General features: G+C 69.7%; 12 protein-coding genes and 3 tRNA genes. 11 read left to right on the top strand and 4 right to left on the bottom strand.

Going from position 1 to position 14,317, the window contains the following annotated elements; all coding sequences use genetic code 11:
• Positions 1-10: 10 nt before the first annotated feature.
• Positions 11-1,045, bottom strand: a complete 1,035-nt coding sequence (locus ACEVFP_RS15155) for a glutathione S-transferase family protein (protein WP_375000273.1) — start codon at positions 1,043-1,045, stop codon at positions 11-13.
• Positions 1,046-1,088: 43 nt separating this feature from the next.
• Complete coding sequence (locus ACEVFP_RS15150; protein WP_375000272.1) at positions 1,089-3,089, bottom strand: acyltransferase family protein; 2,001 nt, start codon at positions 3,087-3,089, stop codon at positions 1,089-1,091.
• Positions 3,090-3,400: 311 nt separating this feature from the next.
• On the opposite strand from ACEVFP_RS15150, the gene leuA reads away from it, so the two are divergent.
• The 11 genes from leuA (at position 3,401) to ACEVFP_RS15095 (ending at position 11,822) form a co-directional block, all read left to right on the top strand.
• Entirely contained in the window at positions 3,401-5,092 is a 1,692-nt protein-coding gene (gene leuA, locus ACEVFP_RS15145; protein WP_375000271.1) for a 2-isopropylmalate synthase, read from the top strand.
• 158 nt (positions 5,093-5,250) lie between these two features.
• Complete coding sequence (locus ACEVFP_RS15140; protein WP_375000270.1) at positions 5,251-6,375, top strand: saccharopine dehydrogenase family protein; 1,125 nt, start codon at positions 5,251-5,253, stop codon at positions 6,373-6,375.
• Positions 6,376-6,460: 85 nt separating this feature from the next.
• The gene (gene recO, locus ACEVFP_RS15135) at positions 6,461-7,189 is read left to right on the top strand and encodes a DNA repair protein RecO (RefSeq protein ID WP_375000269.1); all 729 of its coding nucleotides are present in this window, start codon (positions 6,461-6,463) and stop codon (positions 7,187-7,189) included.
• The gene (locus ACEVFP_RS15130) at positions 7,189-7,953 is read left to right on the top strand and encodes an isoprenyl transferase (protein ID WP_375000268.1); all 765 of its coding nucleotides are present in this window, start codon (positions 7,189-7,191) and stop codon (positions 7,951-7,953) included. The genes recO and ACEVFP_RS15130 overlap by 1 nt, the downstream gene beginning before the upstream one ends.
• Positions 7,954-7,964: 11 nt before the next feature.
• Positions 7,965-8,417, top strand: a complete 453-nt coding sequence (locus tag ACEVFP_RS15125; protein ID WP_375000267.1) for a hypothetical protein — start codon at positions 7,965-7,967, stop codon at positions 8,415-8,417.
• A 34-nt stretch (positions 8,418-8,451) separates the two neighbouring features.
• Positions 8,452-9,129, top strand: a complete 678-nt coding sequence (locus tag ACEVFP_RS15120; RefSeq protein WP_375000266.1) for a peptidylprolyl isomerase — start codon at positions 8,452-8,454, stop codon at positions 9,127-9,129.
• 44 nt (positions 9,130-9,173) lie between these two features.
• Positions 9,174-9,953 carry a fumarylacetoacetate hydrolase family protein gene (locus ACEVFP_RS15115; RefSeq protein WP_375000265.1) on the top strand — a complete coding sequence of 260 codons (780 nt, stop codon included), beginning with the start codon at positions 9,174-9,176 and terminating at the stop codon, positions 9,951-9,953.
• Complete coding sequence (gene gltX / locus ACEVFP_RS15110) at positions 9,946-11,481, top strand: glutamate--tRNA ligase (protein ID WP_375000264.1); 1,536 nt, start codon at positions 9,946-9,948, stop codon at positions 11,479-11,481. The genes ACEVFP_RS15115 and gltX overlap by 8 nt, the downstream gene beginning before the upstream one ends.
• A 72-nt stretch (positions 11,482-11,553) precedes the next feature.
• A tRNA-Gln gene (locus tag ACEVFP_RS15105) sits at positions 11,554-11,628 on the top strand.
• Between the two features lies 1 nt (position 11,629).
• Positions 11,630-11,702: transfer RNA gene (locus ACEVFP_RS15100), tRNA-Glu, on the top strand.
• Positions 11,703-11,749: 47 nt separating this feature from the next.
• Positions 11,750-11,822: transfer RNA gene (locus ACEVFP_RS15095), tRNA-Glu, on the top strand.
• 218 nt (positions 11,823-12,040) lie between these two features.
• Here the strand turns inward: ACEVFP_RS15095 and ACEVFP_RS15090 are convergent.
• On the bottom strand, positions 12,041-12,628 hold the full coding sequence (locus tag ACEVFP_RS15090) for a class I SAM-dependent methyltransferase (RefSeq protein ID WP_375000263.1): 588 nt from the start codon (positions 12,626-12,628) through the stop codon (positions 12,041-12,043).
• Positions 12,628-14,313: an FAD-binding dehydrogenase gene (locus tag ACEVFP_RS15085; protein WP_375000262.1), complete on the bottom strand. Its 1,686-nt coding sequence runs from the start codon at positions 14,311-14,313 to the stop codon at positions 12,628-12,630. Before ACEVFP_RS15085 ends, ACEVFP_RS15090 begins: the two co-directional genes overlap by 1 nt.
• Positions 14,314-14,317: the final 4 nt, after the last annotated feature.

Below are 14,317 nucleotides of genomic sequence, written 5' to 3'. Positions count from 1 at the left end.
CCGTCCGTCCTCAGACCGGCGGGGTGCCGTCGCCGAACGGCGAGCCGGCGAGCTGTTCGCGGTGGTGCGCAGTGGTCCAGCCGGACAGGTCGGGGCCGGACGGCACGATCTGCGTCGGATTGATGTCGGTGTGGACCTCGTAGTAGTGCTGCTTGATCTGTCCGAAGTCGATCGTCTCCCCGAACCCGGGCGTCTGGAACAGGTCGCGGGCGTATCCCCACAACGCTGGCATCTGCTCCAGCTTGACCCGGTTGCACTTGAAGTGGCCGTGGTAGACGGGGTCGAAACGGGCGAGTGTCGTGAACAGCCGGACGTCGGCCTCGGTGATGCTCTCGCCCATCAGGTAGCGCCGGGTGGTGAGCCGTTCCTCCAACCAGTCCAGCGCCGTCCAGAGTCGCTCGTACGCCGAGTCGTAGGCCTCCTGGGAGCCGGCGAACCCGCACCGGTAGACGCCGTTGTTGACCTCGGTGAAGACGCGCACCATGACGTCCTCCATCTCGTCGCGGACCTCGTCGGGCCACAGGTCCGGAGCACCGTCGCGGTGATGGTCGGTCCACTCGAAGAAGAAGTCGTGCGTGATCCACGGAAAGTCGTTGGTGACGACCTGGCCGGAGGCGACCTCCACGATCGCGGGCACCGTGATGCCCTTGGGGTAGTCGGGGTCGCGGGCGAAGTACGCCTCCTGGAGCCGCTCGATGCCGAGCACGGGATCGACGCCACCGGGGTCGAGGTCGAAGGTCCAGCTGCGGGAGTCGTGCGTCGGGCCGGCGAGTGCGAGACCGATGGCGTCCTCCAGCCCGAGCAGGCGACGCACGATGAGGGTGCGGTTGGCCCAGGGGCACGCCTTCGCCGCGGCGAGCCGGTAGCGCCCGGGCTCCACCGGCCAGCGGGCCGCGCCGGCAGGGCTCTGCCGGCCTGTCCCGGCCCGCTCGTCGACCGGGGCGCCGCCGGTGCGCGTGATGCGGTCGGGCAGGTAGTCCATGTCGCGCTGGAACTCCTCCCCGGAGTGCACGTAGGAACCGGAGGTCGAGTGCTCATCTGCCATGCCTTGAGCGTATCGGCGCTCCCGTGCGGACGCTCGGAGCCCGTCAGCCCCGCCCGGCGGCGGCCTCGATCCGCTCACTCATCATCGGCGCCATCGTCTCTGCGTAGGTCTCGGTCAGGTGGACGGCATCGAAGTACAAGCGGACACCGCCGGCCACGAGTGGACAGTCACCGTCGCCGCACACCAGGTCGGACGTCCTGACGTGCGACACCTGGTCGAGGCCACGTGCCGCCTCGCGCTGGCTCTCGAACGGCGGATAGGCCCGGTCGCGGGGGACGGAGCAGTCGCGGACGTCCTCATCGTCCTCCTGCTCGGCGCACGCCAGGTCTCCCGGGGTGACCCGTGGGATGTCCTGCAGGGCCACGACGTGAGCGCCGGAGCGGGCGAACCCCTCCCACGACCTCCTCAGAGCCGCGACCGTCTCCTGCTGTCGTTCGGTCTGCGTCGATCCCGCGGCGGTGATCTTCTCGTAGTGCGTCACGAGGACGAGGTCGTAGCTGGCGGCCTCGATCATGGTCTGGGCCTCGGCCCCCCAGTCGAGGCATGACTGCGCGACGTCGTCGTTCCCGGTCTGCTTCGGCACGTCCATGGGGTAGCAGCCGGCCTTGCCGTAGACGTCGAGCTGCCAGTTCCGCTCCTCGGCGATGCGGCGGTACATCGGGATGAGTGTGTTGCTGTGGGAGTCCCCGACGACGGCGACGCTGCGTTCCGGGTCCACCTGGTCCACCAGGCGGCAGCGGTTCACGGCATCGCCGGACGTCCAGCACTCATCGACGTTTCCGTTCTCCTCCTCGAGCACGCTCAGACCGGGCACCACGACGTCGGGGACGTCGCAGTCGTTGACCAGGGCCGCCGCGCCGAAGCAGCTGGTGTCCTCCTGGAGGGCCTGGGCGGCCACCCGGTCGCCGCGCTGCTCGTGGGCGAGGGTCACCAGCGCGGCCAGACACACGGCCAACGTCGCGACCTGCAGGCCGGCTACGAACCGCAAGCCGTCCCCGCGCCAGCGGACCGGGTCCGCTCCCGCTCGCCACGGTGCCTCGACGAAGCGCAGCGAGGCGAACGCCAGCACGAGGGTCAGGACGAGGACGGCGACCCGGTCGAGCAGGCCGGGATGCCGTTCCAGGACGAAGGGGGCGATGATGATGAGCGGCCAGTGCCACAGGTAGATCGAGTACGACGCGTCGCCGATGCGCTGGATCGGTCTCCAGGAGGCCACGCTGTCGAACAGCGCATCGTGCCGCACGGTGGCGACCAGCAGTGCCGTGCCCAGGACCGGCACTGCCGCTGCGCTCCCGGGGAACGCCGTGGCACTGGAGTAGGTGAACGCGGCGAAGGCGATGGCAGCTGCGCCGATCCACGCCGCTGCCGGGGGGATGCGTCGGAGCTGGTCCGGCCGGGCGAAGGCGACGAGGGCACCGACCCCGAGCTCCCAGGTCCGCGTCGTGGTGACGAAGTAGGCCGCCTCGGGGTCGGTCTGCGTGAGCAGCACGGACCACACGAACGATGAGGCCGTCACCAGCAGGACGAGGCCGAAGAACATCGGGCGCCACCGTCGAGACGTTGCGGTCAGGACGATCAGCAGCACCGGGATGAGGAGGTAGAACTGTTCCTCGACCGAGAGCGACCAGAAGTGCTGGAACGCGGTGGGGTCCTCGCTGGCGGCACTGTACCCGGTGGTGGTCTCCGCCAGGAACCAGTTCTGCACGTACAGCGCGGAGGCGATCCCCTGCCGGAAGAACGCGTCCCACCGGCTGTCGGGCACCCAGAGCACGGTGGCGACGGCGGTCGCGGCGATCACCACCAGTGATGCCGGCAGGAGCCGGAGTGCCCGGCGTGCCCAGAACTGGCCCATCCGGACCGTGCCGCGCCGTTCGGCCTCCTTGAGCAGGTGTGAGGTGATGAGGAAGCCGGAGACGACGAGGAAGACGTCGACGCCGATGTAGCCGCCGGGAACCCGGCCCGGCCACAGGTGGTACCCGACGACGAGGGCCACGGCCAGGGCGCGCAATGCCTGGATGTCGGGCCGCAGGCCGCGACTTGACACACTACGCCCGCGATCCGATGGGTCCCGCCTGTGCCGCGGCAGGACCGATGGGGCCGCGGGCATCTCGGCGACTTTACAAGCCCCACCCACACGGGGCCGTGGCCCGGCGCCGGGCCGGTGGTAGGCTGAGCAGCATCATGCGGATCGTGAGCCTGCTCCTTCGTTGCCGCGACGAGGTCCACTAGGTCGGACACCTCGGCGCGGAGTCTCGTCATGGCCGACCAAGTGCCACTTCGCCGCACGGCGAGAACCCCGAGGAAGATCCGATCATCATGAAGAACAACCGTGTTTCACCTCAAAAGAACTCAGTGATGCCGTTCGGGCGCTACCGCGCCTTCGAGCCCATCGACCTGCCGGACCGCACGTGGCCGTCGGCCCAGATCACCCAGGCACCGCGGTGGCTCTCCACCGATCTGCGTGACGGCAACCAGGCCCTCATCGACCCCATGACCCCGGTGCGCAAGCGCCGCATGTTCGACCTGCTGGTGCGCATGGGCTACCAGGAGATCGAGGTCGGCTTCCCGTCGGCCAGCGACACCGACTTCGCGTTCGTGCGCAGCCTCATCGAGGAGGACCTGATCCCCGATGACGTCACCATCTCCGTCCTGACGCAGGCCCGCGAAGACCTCATCGAGCGCACCACCCAGTCACTGGCCGGCGCCAAGCGCGCCAACATCCACCTGTACAACGCGGTGGCGCCGCTGTTTCGTCGCGTCGTCTTCAACGCCTCGCGCGATGAGGTGCGTGCCATCGCGACGCACGGCACCGAGATGGTGATGAAGCACGCCGAGCTCAACATGCCCGACACCGAGTTCGGCTACCAGTACAGCCCGGAGATCTTCACCGGCACCGAGCTCGAGTTCAGCGTCGAGGTCTGCAACGCGGTCATGGACCTCTGGCAGCCCGAGGACGGCCGGGAGATCATCCTCAACCTGCCGGCGACGGTCGAGATGGCCACGCCCAACACCTATGCGGACCAGATCGAGTGGTTCAGCAGGCACGTCAATCAGCGAGAGCACGTGGCGGTGAGCCTGCACCCGCACAACGACCGCGGCACGGCCGTGGCGGCCACCGAGCTGGCGCTCATGGCGGGGGCGGATCGCGTCGAGGGCTGCCTGTTCGGTCACGGCGAGCGCACCGGCAACGTCGACCTGGTGACACTGGGCATGAACCTGTTCAGCCAGGGCATCGACCCGCAGATCGACTTCAGCGACATCGATGAGATCCGGCGCACGGTGGAGTACTGCACCAACCTGCCGGTCCACCCGCGGCACCCGTATGCCGGTGACCTCGTCTACACGGCGTTCTCCGGTTCCCACCAGGACGCCATCAAGAAGGGCCTGGAGGACCTGGACCGTAGAGCCGCCGAGCAGGGCGTCGACGTCGGGGAGGTCGCGTGGGAGGCGCCCTACCTGCCGATCGACCCGCACGACGTGGGCCGGACCTACGAGGCGGTCATCCGCGTCAACAGCCAGTCCGGCAAGGGCGGCGTGTCCTACCTGCTGAAGACCGAGCACCAGCTGGACCTGCCGCGTCGGCTCCAGATCGAGTTCAGCCGCGCGATCCAGGGCCTGACCGAGGGGGAGGCCGGGGAGATCTCGCCCGAGGGCATCTGGGAGTCCTTCAGTGCCGAGTACCTGGACTCCGAGGAGCCGTACTCGCTGGTCACGTTCAGCTCGACGACGTCGACCGACGGGCACGACCAGCAGGTCGTGGACCTCGTGGTGCGCGGCGAGGAGCGTTCGTTCAAGGGCGAGGGCAACGGCCCGGTCGACGCCTTCGTCGACGGCATGCGCCAGGCCGGCGCCGACATCCGGGTGCTCGACTACTCCGAGCACGCGCTGTCCTCCGGTGGTGACGCGTTGGCCGCGGCCTACGTCGAGTGCGAGATCGCCGGCGAGATCGTGTGGGGCGTGGGCATCCACGCCAACATCGTCATGGCCTCGCTGCGTGCCGTCGTCTCGGCCGCCAACCGTGCCGAGGGTACGACGATCCCCGCCTGAGACCGTCGGGCGCGGGTCGGCGTCATCGAATCGTCACCCATGAACCGTCCGGACGGTACAGACACGGGCCCTCCTCGTGGCTAGCATCGACGTGACACCGGCCACCCTCGGTGTCGTGTGCATGCGGCGTGACCCGCCGCCGAGCCCGAGGAGGACCCGTGTCCCGATCCATCAACCGTGTGGCCGTCTTCGGCCTCGGCAAGGTCGGCGAGCTCGTCGCGAGCCTGCTCTCGCGTGCCGACTTCACGGTCGTCGGCTATGACTCAGCTCCCCGCGACTGCCTCGGCTTCGCGACGCACGCCGTGGACGTCGGCGACGGCGAGGCCGTCCGCAAGGCGTTGACCGATGTCGACGCCGTCGTCTCCTGCCTGCCGTACCACCTCAACATCGCCGTCGCCGAGGCCGCCTACGACACGAACGTCCACTACTTCGACCTCACCGAGGACGTGCCCACCACCAACCGCGTCATGGAGCTCAGCACGGTGAGGCCCGACGGCGTCGACCTGCCGCCCACGGCCCGGCGCCCCCGCCCAGTGTTCGTGCCGCAGTGCGGGCTGGCGCCCGGCCTGATCGGCATCGTCGGCTCCTCACTCGCCGCCGGGTTCGAGGAGATTCGCTCCATCGAGCTCAAGGTGGGTGCGCTGCCGCAGAACCCGACCGGCCTGCTCGGCTACGCCTTCAACTGGTCGGCCGAGGGGGTCGTCAACGAGTACCTCAACGACTGCGAGGTCCTGCGCTCCCGGCGCCGGCAGATGGTGCCGGCCATGACGGAGAAGGAGCGGGTCTTCATCGGCGGCATCGAGCTGGAGGCCGCCCTCACCTCCGGCGGCCTGGGCACCATGTGCCAGACGTACGAGGGTCGCGTGAGCCGCCTCGACTACAAGACGCTGCGCTACCCGGGACACTTCCGCCAGATGCACTTCCTCTTCGACGAGCTCAACCTGCGGGAACGTCGCGACGAGGTCGGCCAGATCCTCGTCGACGCCAAGCCGCCGGTGAACGACGACGTGGTGTACCTGCACGCCGCCGTCGAGGGCACCCAGGACGGGCAGCCGTTCCGTGAGAACTACGTGCGCGGCTACCTGCCCATCGAGATCGACGGCCGCACCTGGCGGGCGATCAGCTGGACCACGGCGGCCTCGGCGGTGAGCGTCGTCGAGTTGGTGGCCGACGGCGTGCTCCCGAGCGCCGGCTTCGTCCGCCAGGAGGACATCCGCCTCACCGACCTGTTCGGCACCGTCTCGGGCCGGCTCTTCGCCGACCACGGGAAGGTCACTCGATGAACGACGGCAACCGCGCTCGTTGAGTGAAGGTCGCTGGTGGCGTGGCGGCGCCCCGGTGGCGACCCTGACCCGGCAGAATGGACGGGTGAGCCTCTACCGGGAGCAGGGTGTGGTGCTGCGCACCCACAAGCTCGGGGAAGCGGACCGCATCATCACGCTGCTGACCCGAGGCCATGGCCTTGTGCGTGCGGTCGGCAAGGGTGTGCGAAAGACGTCGTCGCGGTTCGGGGGTCGGCTGGAGCCGTTCATGCACGTCGACCTGCAGCTGGCCGAGGGTCGCAGCCTGGACATCATCACCCAGGTGGAGACCATCTCGGCCTTCGCACGTGACCTCGGCGGCGACTACCCCTGCTACACCGCCGGCACCGCGATGCTCGAGACCGCCGAGCGTCTCGTGCACGACGACGGTGAGCCGGCCATCCAGCAGTACCAGCTCCTGGTCGGAGCGCTGCGAGCCCTGACCGCACGTGAGCTGTCGGCCGCCTGGGTGCTCGACTCCTACCAGCTGCGGGCCCTCTCCGTCGCCGGCTATGCCCCGAGCTTCGACGGCTGTGCCCGGTGCGGCCTCGTCGGCCCGCACCGGCACTTCCACGCCGCCTCCGGCGGAATGCTGTGCGACACATGCCGCGTGCCCGGATCGGCCGCGCCGTCGGCGTCCACCGTCGACCTCCTCGCGGCGCTGCTCAGCGGCGACTGGCCCGCCGTCCGGCTGGCCGACGACCGCGCACGCCGTGAGGCCACCGGCCTGGTCAGCTCCTACCTGTCCTGGCACCTCGAGCGCGGCCTGCGCTCCCTGAGCCACGTGGATCGCTGATGCCGCACCGCCCCCGCACCCCTGAACCCCACCCCTCGGGAGCCGCGCCGCCGGTCCTGGAGCCCGACCAGGTTCCGCGGCACGTGGCCGTCGTCATGGACGGCAACGGCCGGTGGGCCAAGGCGCGCGGACTGCCTCGCACCGAGGGCCACAAGATGGGCGAGTTCGCCCTGCTCGACGTCGTCAAGGGCGCCATCGAGCTCGGCATCGAGGCGGTCAGCGTCTACGCCTTCTCCACCGAGAACTGGAAGCGCTCACCGGAGGAGGTCCGCTTCCTGATGGGCTTCAACCGTGACGTCGTGCACCGGCGGCGCGACGAGATGCACGACCTCGGAGTCAGGGTGCGGTGGGCCGGCCGTCCCCGTCGGTTGTGGCGCAGCGTCATCAGGGAGCTCGAGACCGCCGAACAGCTCACCCGGCGCAACGACGTCCTCAGCCTGACGATGTGCGTCAACTACGGCGGCCGGGCGGAGATCGCCGACGCGGCCGCCGCCCTCGCCCGTGACGTCAAGGCCGGCAAGGTCGACCCGGACCGCGTCACCGAACGCACCTTCGCCCGCTACCTGGATGAGCCCGACCTTCCCGACGTCGACCTGTTCTGGCGCACCTCGGGGGAGCACCGCACCAGCAACTTCCTGCCGTGGCAGTCGGCCTACGCCGAGCTGGTCTTCTCCGACATCGCCTGGCCCGACGTCGACCGGCTGGCGCTGTGGGCTGCCGTCGAGGAGTACGCCCAACGGCAGCGACGCTTCGGCTCTGCGTGACAATGGCCGTCATGAGGAGAGCCGATGATCGTCCGCGACGACTGCTCACCGACTGGACCACGACCGCCGGGCTCGCCGGAGACGGTCTGCTGGCCCTGGTGGCCGGGGACGAGGTGACACCCGAAGGCATCCACCTGGCCACGCTCGGCTACGAGGTCTTCGTGCTCGGGCCCCACGTCGAGGCAGCGCAGGACCTGGCGCGCGTCCACCACGTCGCTGTCGACGTCGCCGCCGAGGCGCTGCCGCAGCAGTGGCAGAGCCGGTTCGCCCTCGCCGTCACCTTCGACCCGGCCCTCACACCGCAGCTGGCCGGCACCCTCGCCGTCGGCGGCCTGCTCGTCGCGGTGGGCGAGGCAGGGGCCGACGTCGACCTGTCCACCCTGACCGAGGTGCTGCATGAGCAGGGCCCGGACCCGGATTCGCCGCAGGCCGAGCGCTTCCGCCTCGTCGCGGCCCACGTCTGACGACCGCCGCGAGGGACCTCCTAGGATCAGGGCCATGCGTCTGCTTCGAGTGCTGGCCCCGGCCGCCGTCTGCCTGTCCCTGCTCGCCGCCTGCGGCGACGACTCCGACACCGATGCGTCGCAGGACGACAGCACCTCCGAGGTCGCCCGCACGGGCGACTGCGAGTGGGTTCCCGCGGACGGCCCGGCCGGCAAGGAGGTCGACCCGCCGGCGGAGGACGCCGAGCCCGCCGAGGCCGTCGTGCTCGAGACGAGCGCCGGCGACGTCCCGATCGAGCTGAACCCCGACGCGGTGTGCGCAGCGACGTCCTTCACGTGGCTCGCCGAGCAGGGCTACTACGACGACACGACGTGCCACCGGATGATCGTCGCCTCCGACGAGGTGCCCTACGGGATCCTGCAGTGCGGCGACCCGACTGGATCGGGCACCACGGGCCCCGGCTACACGTTCGCCGACGAGCTGACCGGCGACGAGAGCTATGACGAGGGCACGCTGGCGATGGCCAACTCCGGTCCCGACACCAACGGCTCGCAGTTCTTCCTCAACTACGCCGACTCCGAGTTCGACCCCGACTACACGCTGTTCGGCACGATCGCACCCGAGGGCGTGAAGGTCCTCGAGGACGTCGCGGCCGAGGGAACCGACTCCGGCGGCCCGGAGGGTGCACCGGCCGAGGAGCTCGTCATCGAGTCCGCCCGCGTCGACTCCTGAGGCGATGAGGTCCCACCCGCAGGCGGCCCGATAGGCTCGGCGTCGTGCGTGTCGCCAGGTTTGCCGGAGAGGACGACCCCCGCTACGGGGTCGTGGGGGAGGAGGACGGCGTCCCCACCATCGCCGTCCTGAAGGGCGACCCGCTGTACGCGGGTTTCGAGCTCACGGGCCAGAAGGTCCCGCTCGACGACGTCCGTCTGCTGGCGCCGGTGATCCCGCGCAGCAAGGTGGTCGGCGTGGGGAGGAACTACGCCAAGCACGCCGTCGAGCTCGGCAACGACGTGCCGGAGCATCCGCTCGTGTTCCTCAAGCCCAACACCAGCGTGATCGGCCCGGGGGATCCGATCGTGTACCCCGAGCAGACCCAGGACCTGCACTACGAGGGCGAGCTGGCGGTGGTCATCGGCCGCATCTGCAAGGACGTGTCGGTCGAGGACGCGCCCAAGGTCATCTTCGGCTACACCGTCGGCAACGACGTCACCGCGCGCGACCTGCAGCGATCCGACGACCAGTGGGCGCGCGCCAAGGGCTTCGACACCTTCTGCCCGCTCGGTCCCTGGATCGAGACCAACCTCGACCCGGCCGACCTGCGCGTCACCACCGAGCTGGACGGTGACCTCCGCCAGGACGGACGCACCGGCGACATGGTCTTCTCCGTCGCCGACATCATCGCCTACGTCTCCGAGTTCATGACCCTGCTGCCCGGTGACGTCATCCTGACCGGCACCCCTGAGGGCGTAGGCCCCATGCAGGCTGGGGAGCGGGTCAGCGTGAGCGTGGAAGGCATCGGCACCCTCACCAACCAGGTGGTCCCCCATGACTGACGCCCCTGTCAATGGTTCCGTCCCCACCGTCGGTCCCGAGGTCCCGGTCGTCGCACGGTTCTGCCCCTCGCCCACCGGCAACCCGCACGTCGGGATGGCTCGCACAGCACTGTTCAGCTGGGCGTTCGCACGTCATCACGGGGGACGGTTCGTCTTCCGGATCGAGGACACCGACGCCAGTCGGGACTCCCAGGAGTCCTACGGCCTGCTCATCGACGTCATGCGTTGGCTCGGCCTGGACTGGGACGAGGGGGTCGAGGTCGGTGGCCCGAACGGCCCGTACCGGCAGAGCGAGCGCGCCGACGTCTACGCCGACGTCGTGCAGCGCCTGCTCGACGCCGGACTGGCCTACAAGGCCTACGACACCGCCGAGGAGCTCGAGGAGCGTCGCGAGAAGGCCCGCGCCGAGGGTCGCCCGAGCGGCTACGACGGACTGCACCGTGACCTGACCCCCGAGCAGCAGGCGGCGTACGAGGCCGAGGGTCGACGACCCGTCATCCGGTTCAAGATGCCCGCCAAAGACTGGACGTTCGACGACCTCGTCCGCGGACCGATCACCTTCGGCGCCGAGAACGTGCAGGACTTCGTCATCGTGCGCGCCAACGGCCAGCCCCTCTACACGCTGACCAACCCCACCGACGACGCCCTCATGGGCATCACGCACGTGCTGCGCGGCGAGGACATCCTGTCCTCCACGCCGCGACAGGTCGCGCTCTACGAGGCGTTCGCACAGATCGGCGTCGGGCAGGGCTTCATCCCACGGTTCGGCCACCTGCCCTATGTCATGGGGCAGGGCAACAAGAAGCTCTCCAAGCGCGACCCCGAGTCGAACCTGCTGGGCTACCGCGAGCAGGGCTTCCTCCCCGAGGGCCTGCTCAACTACCTCGCGCTGCTGGGCTGGTCCATCCCCCCCGTCGACGGAGTGGACCGTGACGTCTTCACGCTCGAGGAGATGGTGCAGGCCTTCGACATCTCACGGGTCAACCCCAACCCGGCCCGGTTCGACCTCAAGAAGTGCGAGGCCATCAACGGCGACCACGTCCGGCTGCTCGAGGTCGCCGACGTGCAGGAGCGCATCGTCCCCCACCTGCAGGCTGCCGGTCTGGTGCAGGATCCCATCACCGCCGACGAGCACGCCATGCTGTCGGCCGCCACGCCGCTCGTCCACGAGCGCATCTCGCTGCTGAGCGAGGCGGTCACGATGCTGCGGTTCCTCTTCGTCGGCGAGGACGCGTTCACGATCGATGAGAAGGACCGGGCCAAGCAGCTGGACGGCAAGGGCCTGGACGTCGTCCGTGCGGCCCTCACGGCACTGGAGTCGATCGGTGAGAGCACCGAGTGGTCCTGCCCGACGATCGAGGGGGCGCTGCGCGTCGCGCTCGTCGACGAGCTGGGACTCAAGCCCCGTCTGGCCTTCGGTCCGGTGCGCGTCGCCAGCACCGGCAGCCGCATCTCACCGCCCCTGTTCGAGTCCCTGGAGCTGCTTGGACGGACGCGGACCCTGCAGCGTCTGCGCGCTGTGCTGTAGACGCCCCGGTTTGGGAAGCGAGTGAGCCGTCGGGTAGAGTCTGACCTCGGTTCGGGCTCGTCCCGAAGCCCTTGGGGTATGGTGTAATTGGCAACACAGCGGTTTCTGGTACCGCCATTCTAGGTTCGAGTCCTGGTACCCCAGCCAAGCCCCGTTGGTCTAGCGGTTATGACGCCGCCCTCTCAAGGCGGAGATCGCCGGTTCGAATCCGGTACGGGGTACCGGGACTCATCATGTGATGGGTCCCGCAGGTCTGTCCGGACCTGTTGGCCCCGTTGTGTAGCGGCCTAGCACGCCGCCCTCTCAAGGCGGTAGCGCGGGTTCGAATCCCGTCGGGGCTACGCCAACGACGATGCCCCCATTCCGACGACCGAACAGGTCCTCAGAGTGGGGGCATCGTCGTTGGCGTGGTCTGGATGGGTGAGGAGCCGTTCGCCCGGCGCGGTGGGGGCACCCCCTGCTCGGAGCGCAGCGGAGAGCTTGGGGGATCGAATCCCGTCGGGGCTACGCCAGAGAACGCCCCCATCCACACCGATGGGGGCGTTCCGTGTGGTCGGGGTCAGTCCCGTCGGAGCCGGTACCACACGGGTGCGGTGCGGTTCATCGGCCACCCGAGGCCCGCGGTCTCGGCCGGCTCGGCTGACAGGAGCTCCCAGTCCGGGAAGGCGGTGGCAACCTCGTCGCGGGAGACGCCCCCGATCAGGCGACGAAACCTGGTCGGTCCGAACGCGAGCATGAGCACCGTGGCACCGGGGCGAGCGAGCGCTGTGACGCCGTCGCCCTCGGCAGCGCGCTGCTCGGCGTCCAGTCCCTGGAAGCAGCCGATGTCGAGGAACAGGTCGAACGTCCCGAGGTCGGTGGCGCCGAGGTCGGTGACGTCCGCGACGGCATGGGTGGCTCCCTGGGTGTCCCGCTCGTCGGCTGCCTCGACGGCGGCCGGCACGTTGTCCACGCCCACAGCCTCCCAACCGCGCCGGGCGAGCTCCTGGGTGTACAGGCCGCGGCCACATCCGAGATCCAGGGCCCTGCCCGGTGGACGCTCGGTGCTCTCGCGGTCCAGCATCGCTGCGATGCTCACCGAGGCGGAGTCGACGTAGCGTTCCCAGGGGCGGTGGCCCAGGCGGTACATCCGTGCGTAGTTGGTCATCAGGAGTCCTTCGTCGGTCGTGCGAGCGCACGACCTGCGGCGCGGCCCGAGAAGATGCAGCCACCCAGGAAGGTGCCCTCCAGGGCGTTGTACCCGTGGACGCCGCCACCACCGAAGCCGGCCACCTCGCCCGCGGCGTACAGGCCGGGCACGGGGGAGCCGTCGGTGCCGATGACGCGTGAGTCGAGGTCGGTCTGCAGCCCGCCGAGGGTCTTGCGGGACAGGATGTTCAGGCGGACGGCGACGAGCGGCCCGTGCGCGGCATCGAGGATCCGGTGCGGCTTGGCCACCCGCACCACCTTGTCGACGATCGACTTGCGGGCGTTGTGCATCACCATGACCTGGACGTCCTTGGTGAACGGGTTGGCGAGCTCACGGTCGCGGGCGGCGATCTGGCGCTCGAGGTCGTCGGCGTCCAGCTGCGGCCCACGGGCGATGGCGTTCATCTGCTCGACCAGCTCGGGGAGGGTGTCGGCAGCGACGAAGTCCACGCCGTGCTCCTTGAACGCCTCCACCGGGCCGGGCGCTCCCTTGGCCAGCCGGCTCCTCAGGAGGAACGTCAGGTCGCGGCCGGTGATGTCGGGGTTCTGCTCCGAGCCGGAGAGGGCGAACTCCTTCTCGATGATCGACTGCGTCAGCACGAACCACGAGTAGTCATGGCCGGCCGCCAGGATCTGCTTCATCGAACCGATCGAGTCCGCGCCCGGGACACCGGACATACCGGTGAGGCGCCGCCCGTTGGCGTCGAACCACATCGACGACGGGCCCGGCAGGATCCGGATGGCGTGGTCGGGCCAGACGGGAGCCCAGTTGTGGATGCCCTCGGTGTAGGCCCACATGCGGTCCCGGTTGACGATGCGCCCGCCCGCCTGCTCGGCGATGTGCAGCATCCTGCCGTCGACGTGCGCCGGGACGCCGGAGATCAGGTGCTCCGGCGCCGGACCGACGCGCTCGGTCGGCCAGTTGGCACGCATCAGGTCATGGTTGTGGCCGATGCCGCCGGACGTCACCACCACGGCGTCGGCGCGTTCCTCGAAGGTGTCGACGACCTCGCGGGAGGACCTCACCCCGCGCTCGGAGTCGTCGGGCGTGAGGACCGAGCCACGGACGCCGACCACGGCACCCGCGTCGGTCACCAGCTCATCGACCTGGTGACGGAAGGCGAAGCGGACCAGGCCATGTGCCTCAGCGGCGAGGACGGGGTCGGTGAACGTCTCCACCAGGCGCGGGCCCGTGCCCCACGTGAGATGGAACCGAGGAACCGAGTTGCCGTGCCCGGTGGCCGAGCCGTCACCCCGCTCGGCCCAGCCGACCGTGGGCATCACCCGGTGTCCCAGTGCTCGCAGGTAGTCCCGCTTGCCGCCGGCCGCCCACGCCAGGTACGCCTGCGCCCACCGATGGCCCCAGAGGTCCTCGTCGTCCAGACGGTCGAAGGCCGCCGAGCCGTACCAGTCCTGGGCGGCCAGCTCGAGGGAGTCCTTGATGCCGATGCGGCGCTGCTCGGGACTGTCCACGAAGAACAGGCCACCGAGCGACCAGAACGCCTGCCCGCCGAGGTTCTTGCGATTCTCCTGCTCCACCACGAGCACGCGCCGGCCCGCGCTGGCGAGCTCATGGGTGGCGACGAGGCCCGCGAGGCCACTGCCGACGACGATCACATCGGGTTCGAAGGGCGCACTGTCCATGGGC

Origin of the sequence: Aeromicrobium sp. CTD01-1L150 (assembly GCF_041951745.1) — a bacterium.
Classification (GTDB): domain Bacteria; phylum Actinomycetota; class Actinomycetes; order Propionibacteriales; family Nocardioidaceae; genus Aeromicrobium.
The sequence above is the reverse complement of the archived record's forward strand: the minus strand, read 5'-3'. Positions and strand labels throughout refer to the sequence as shown.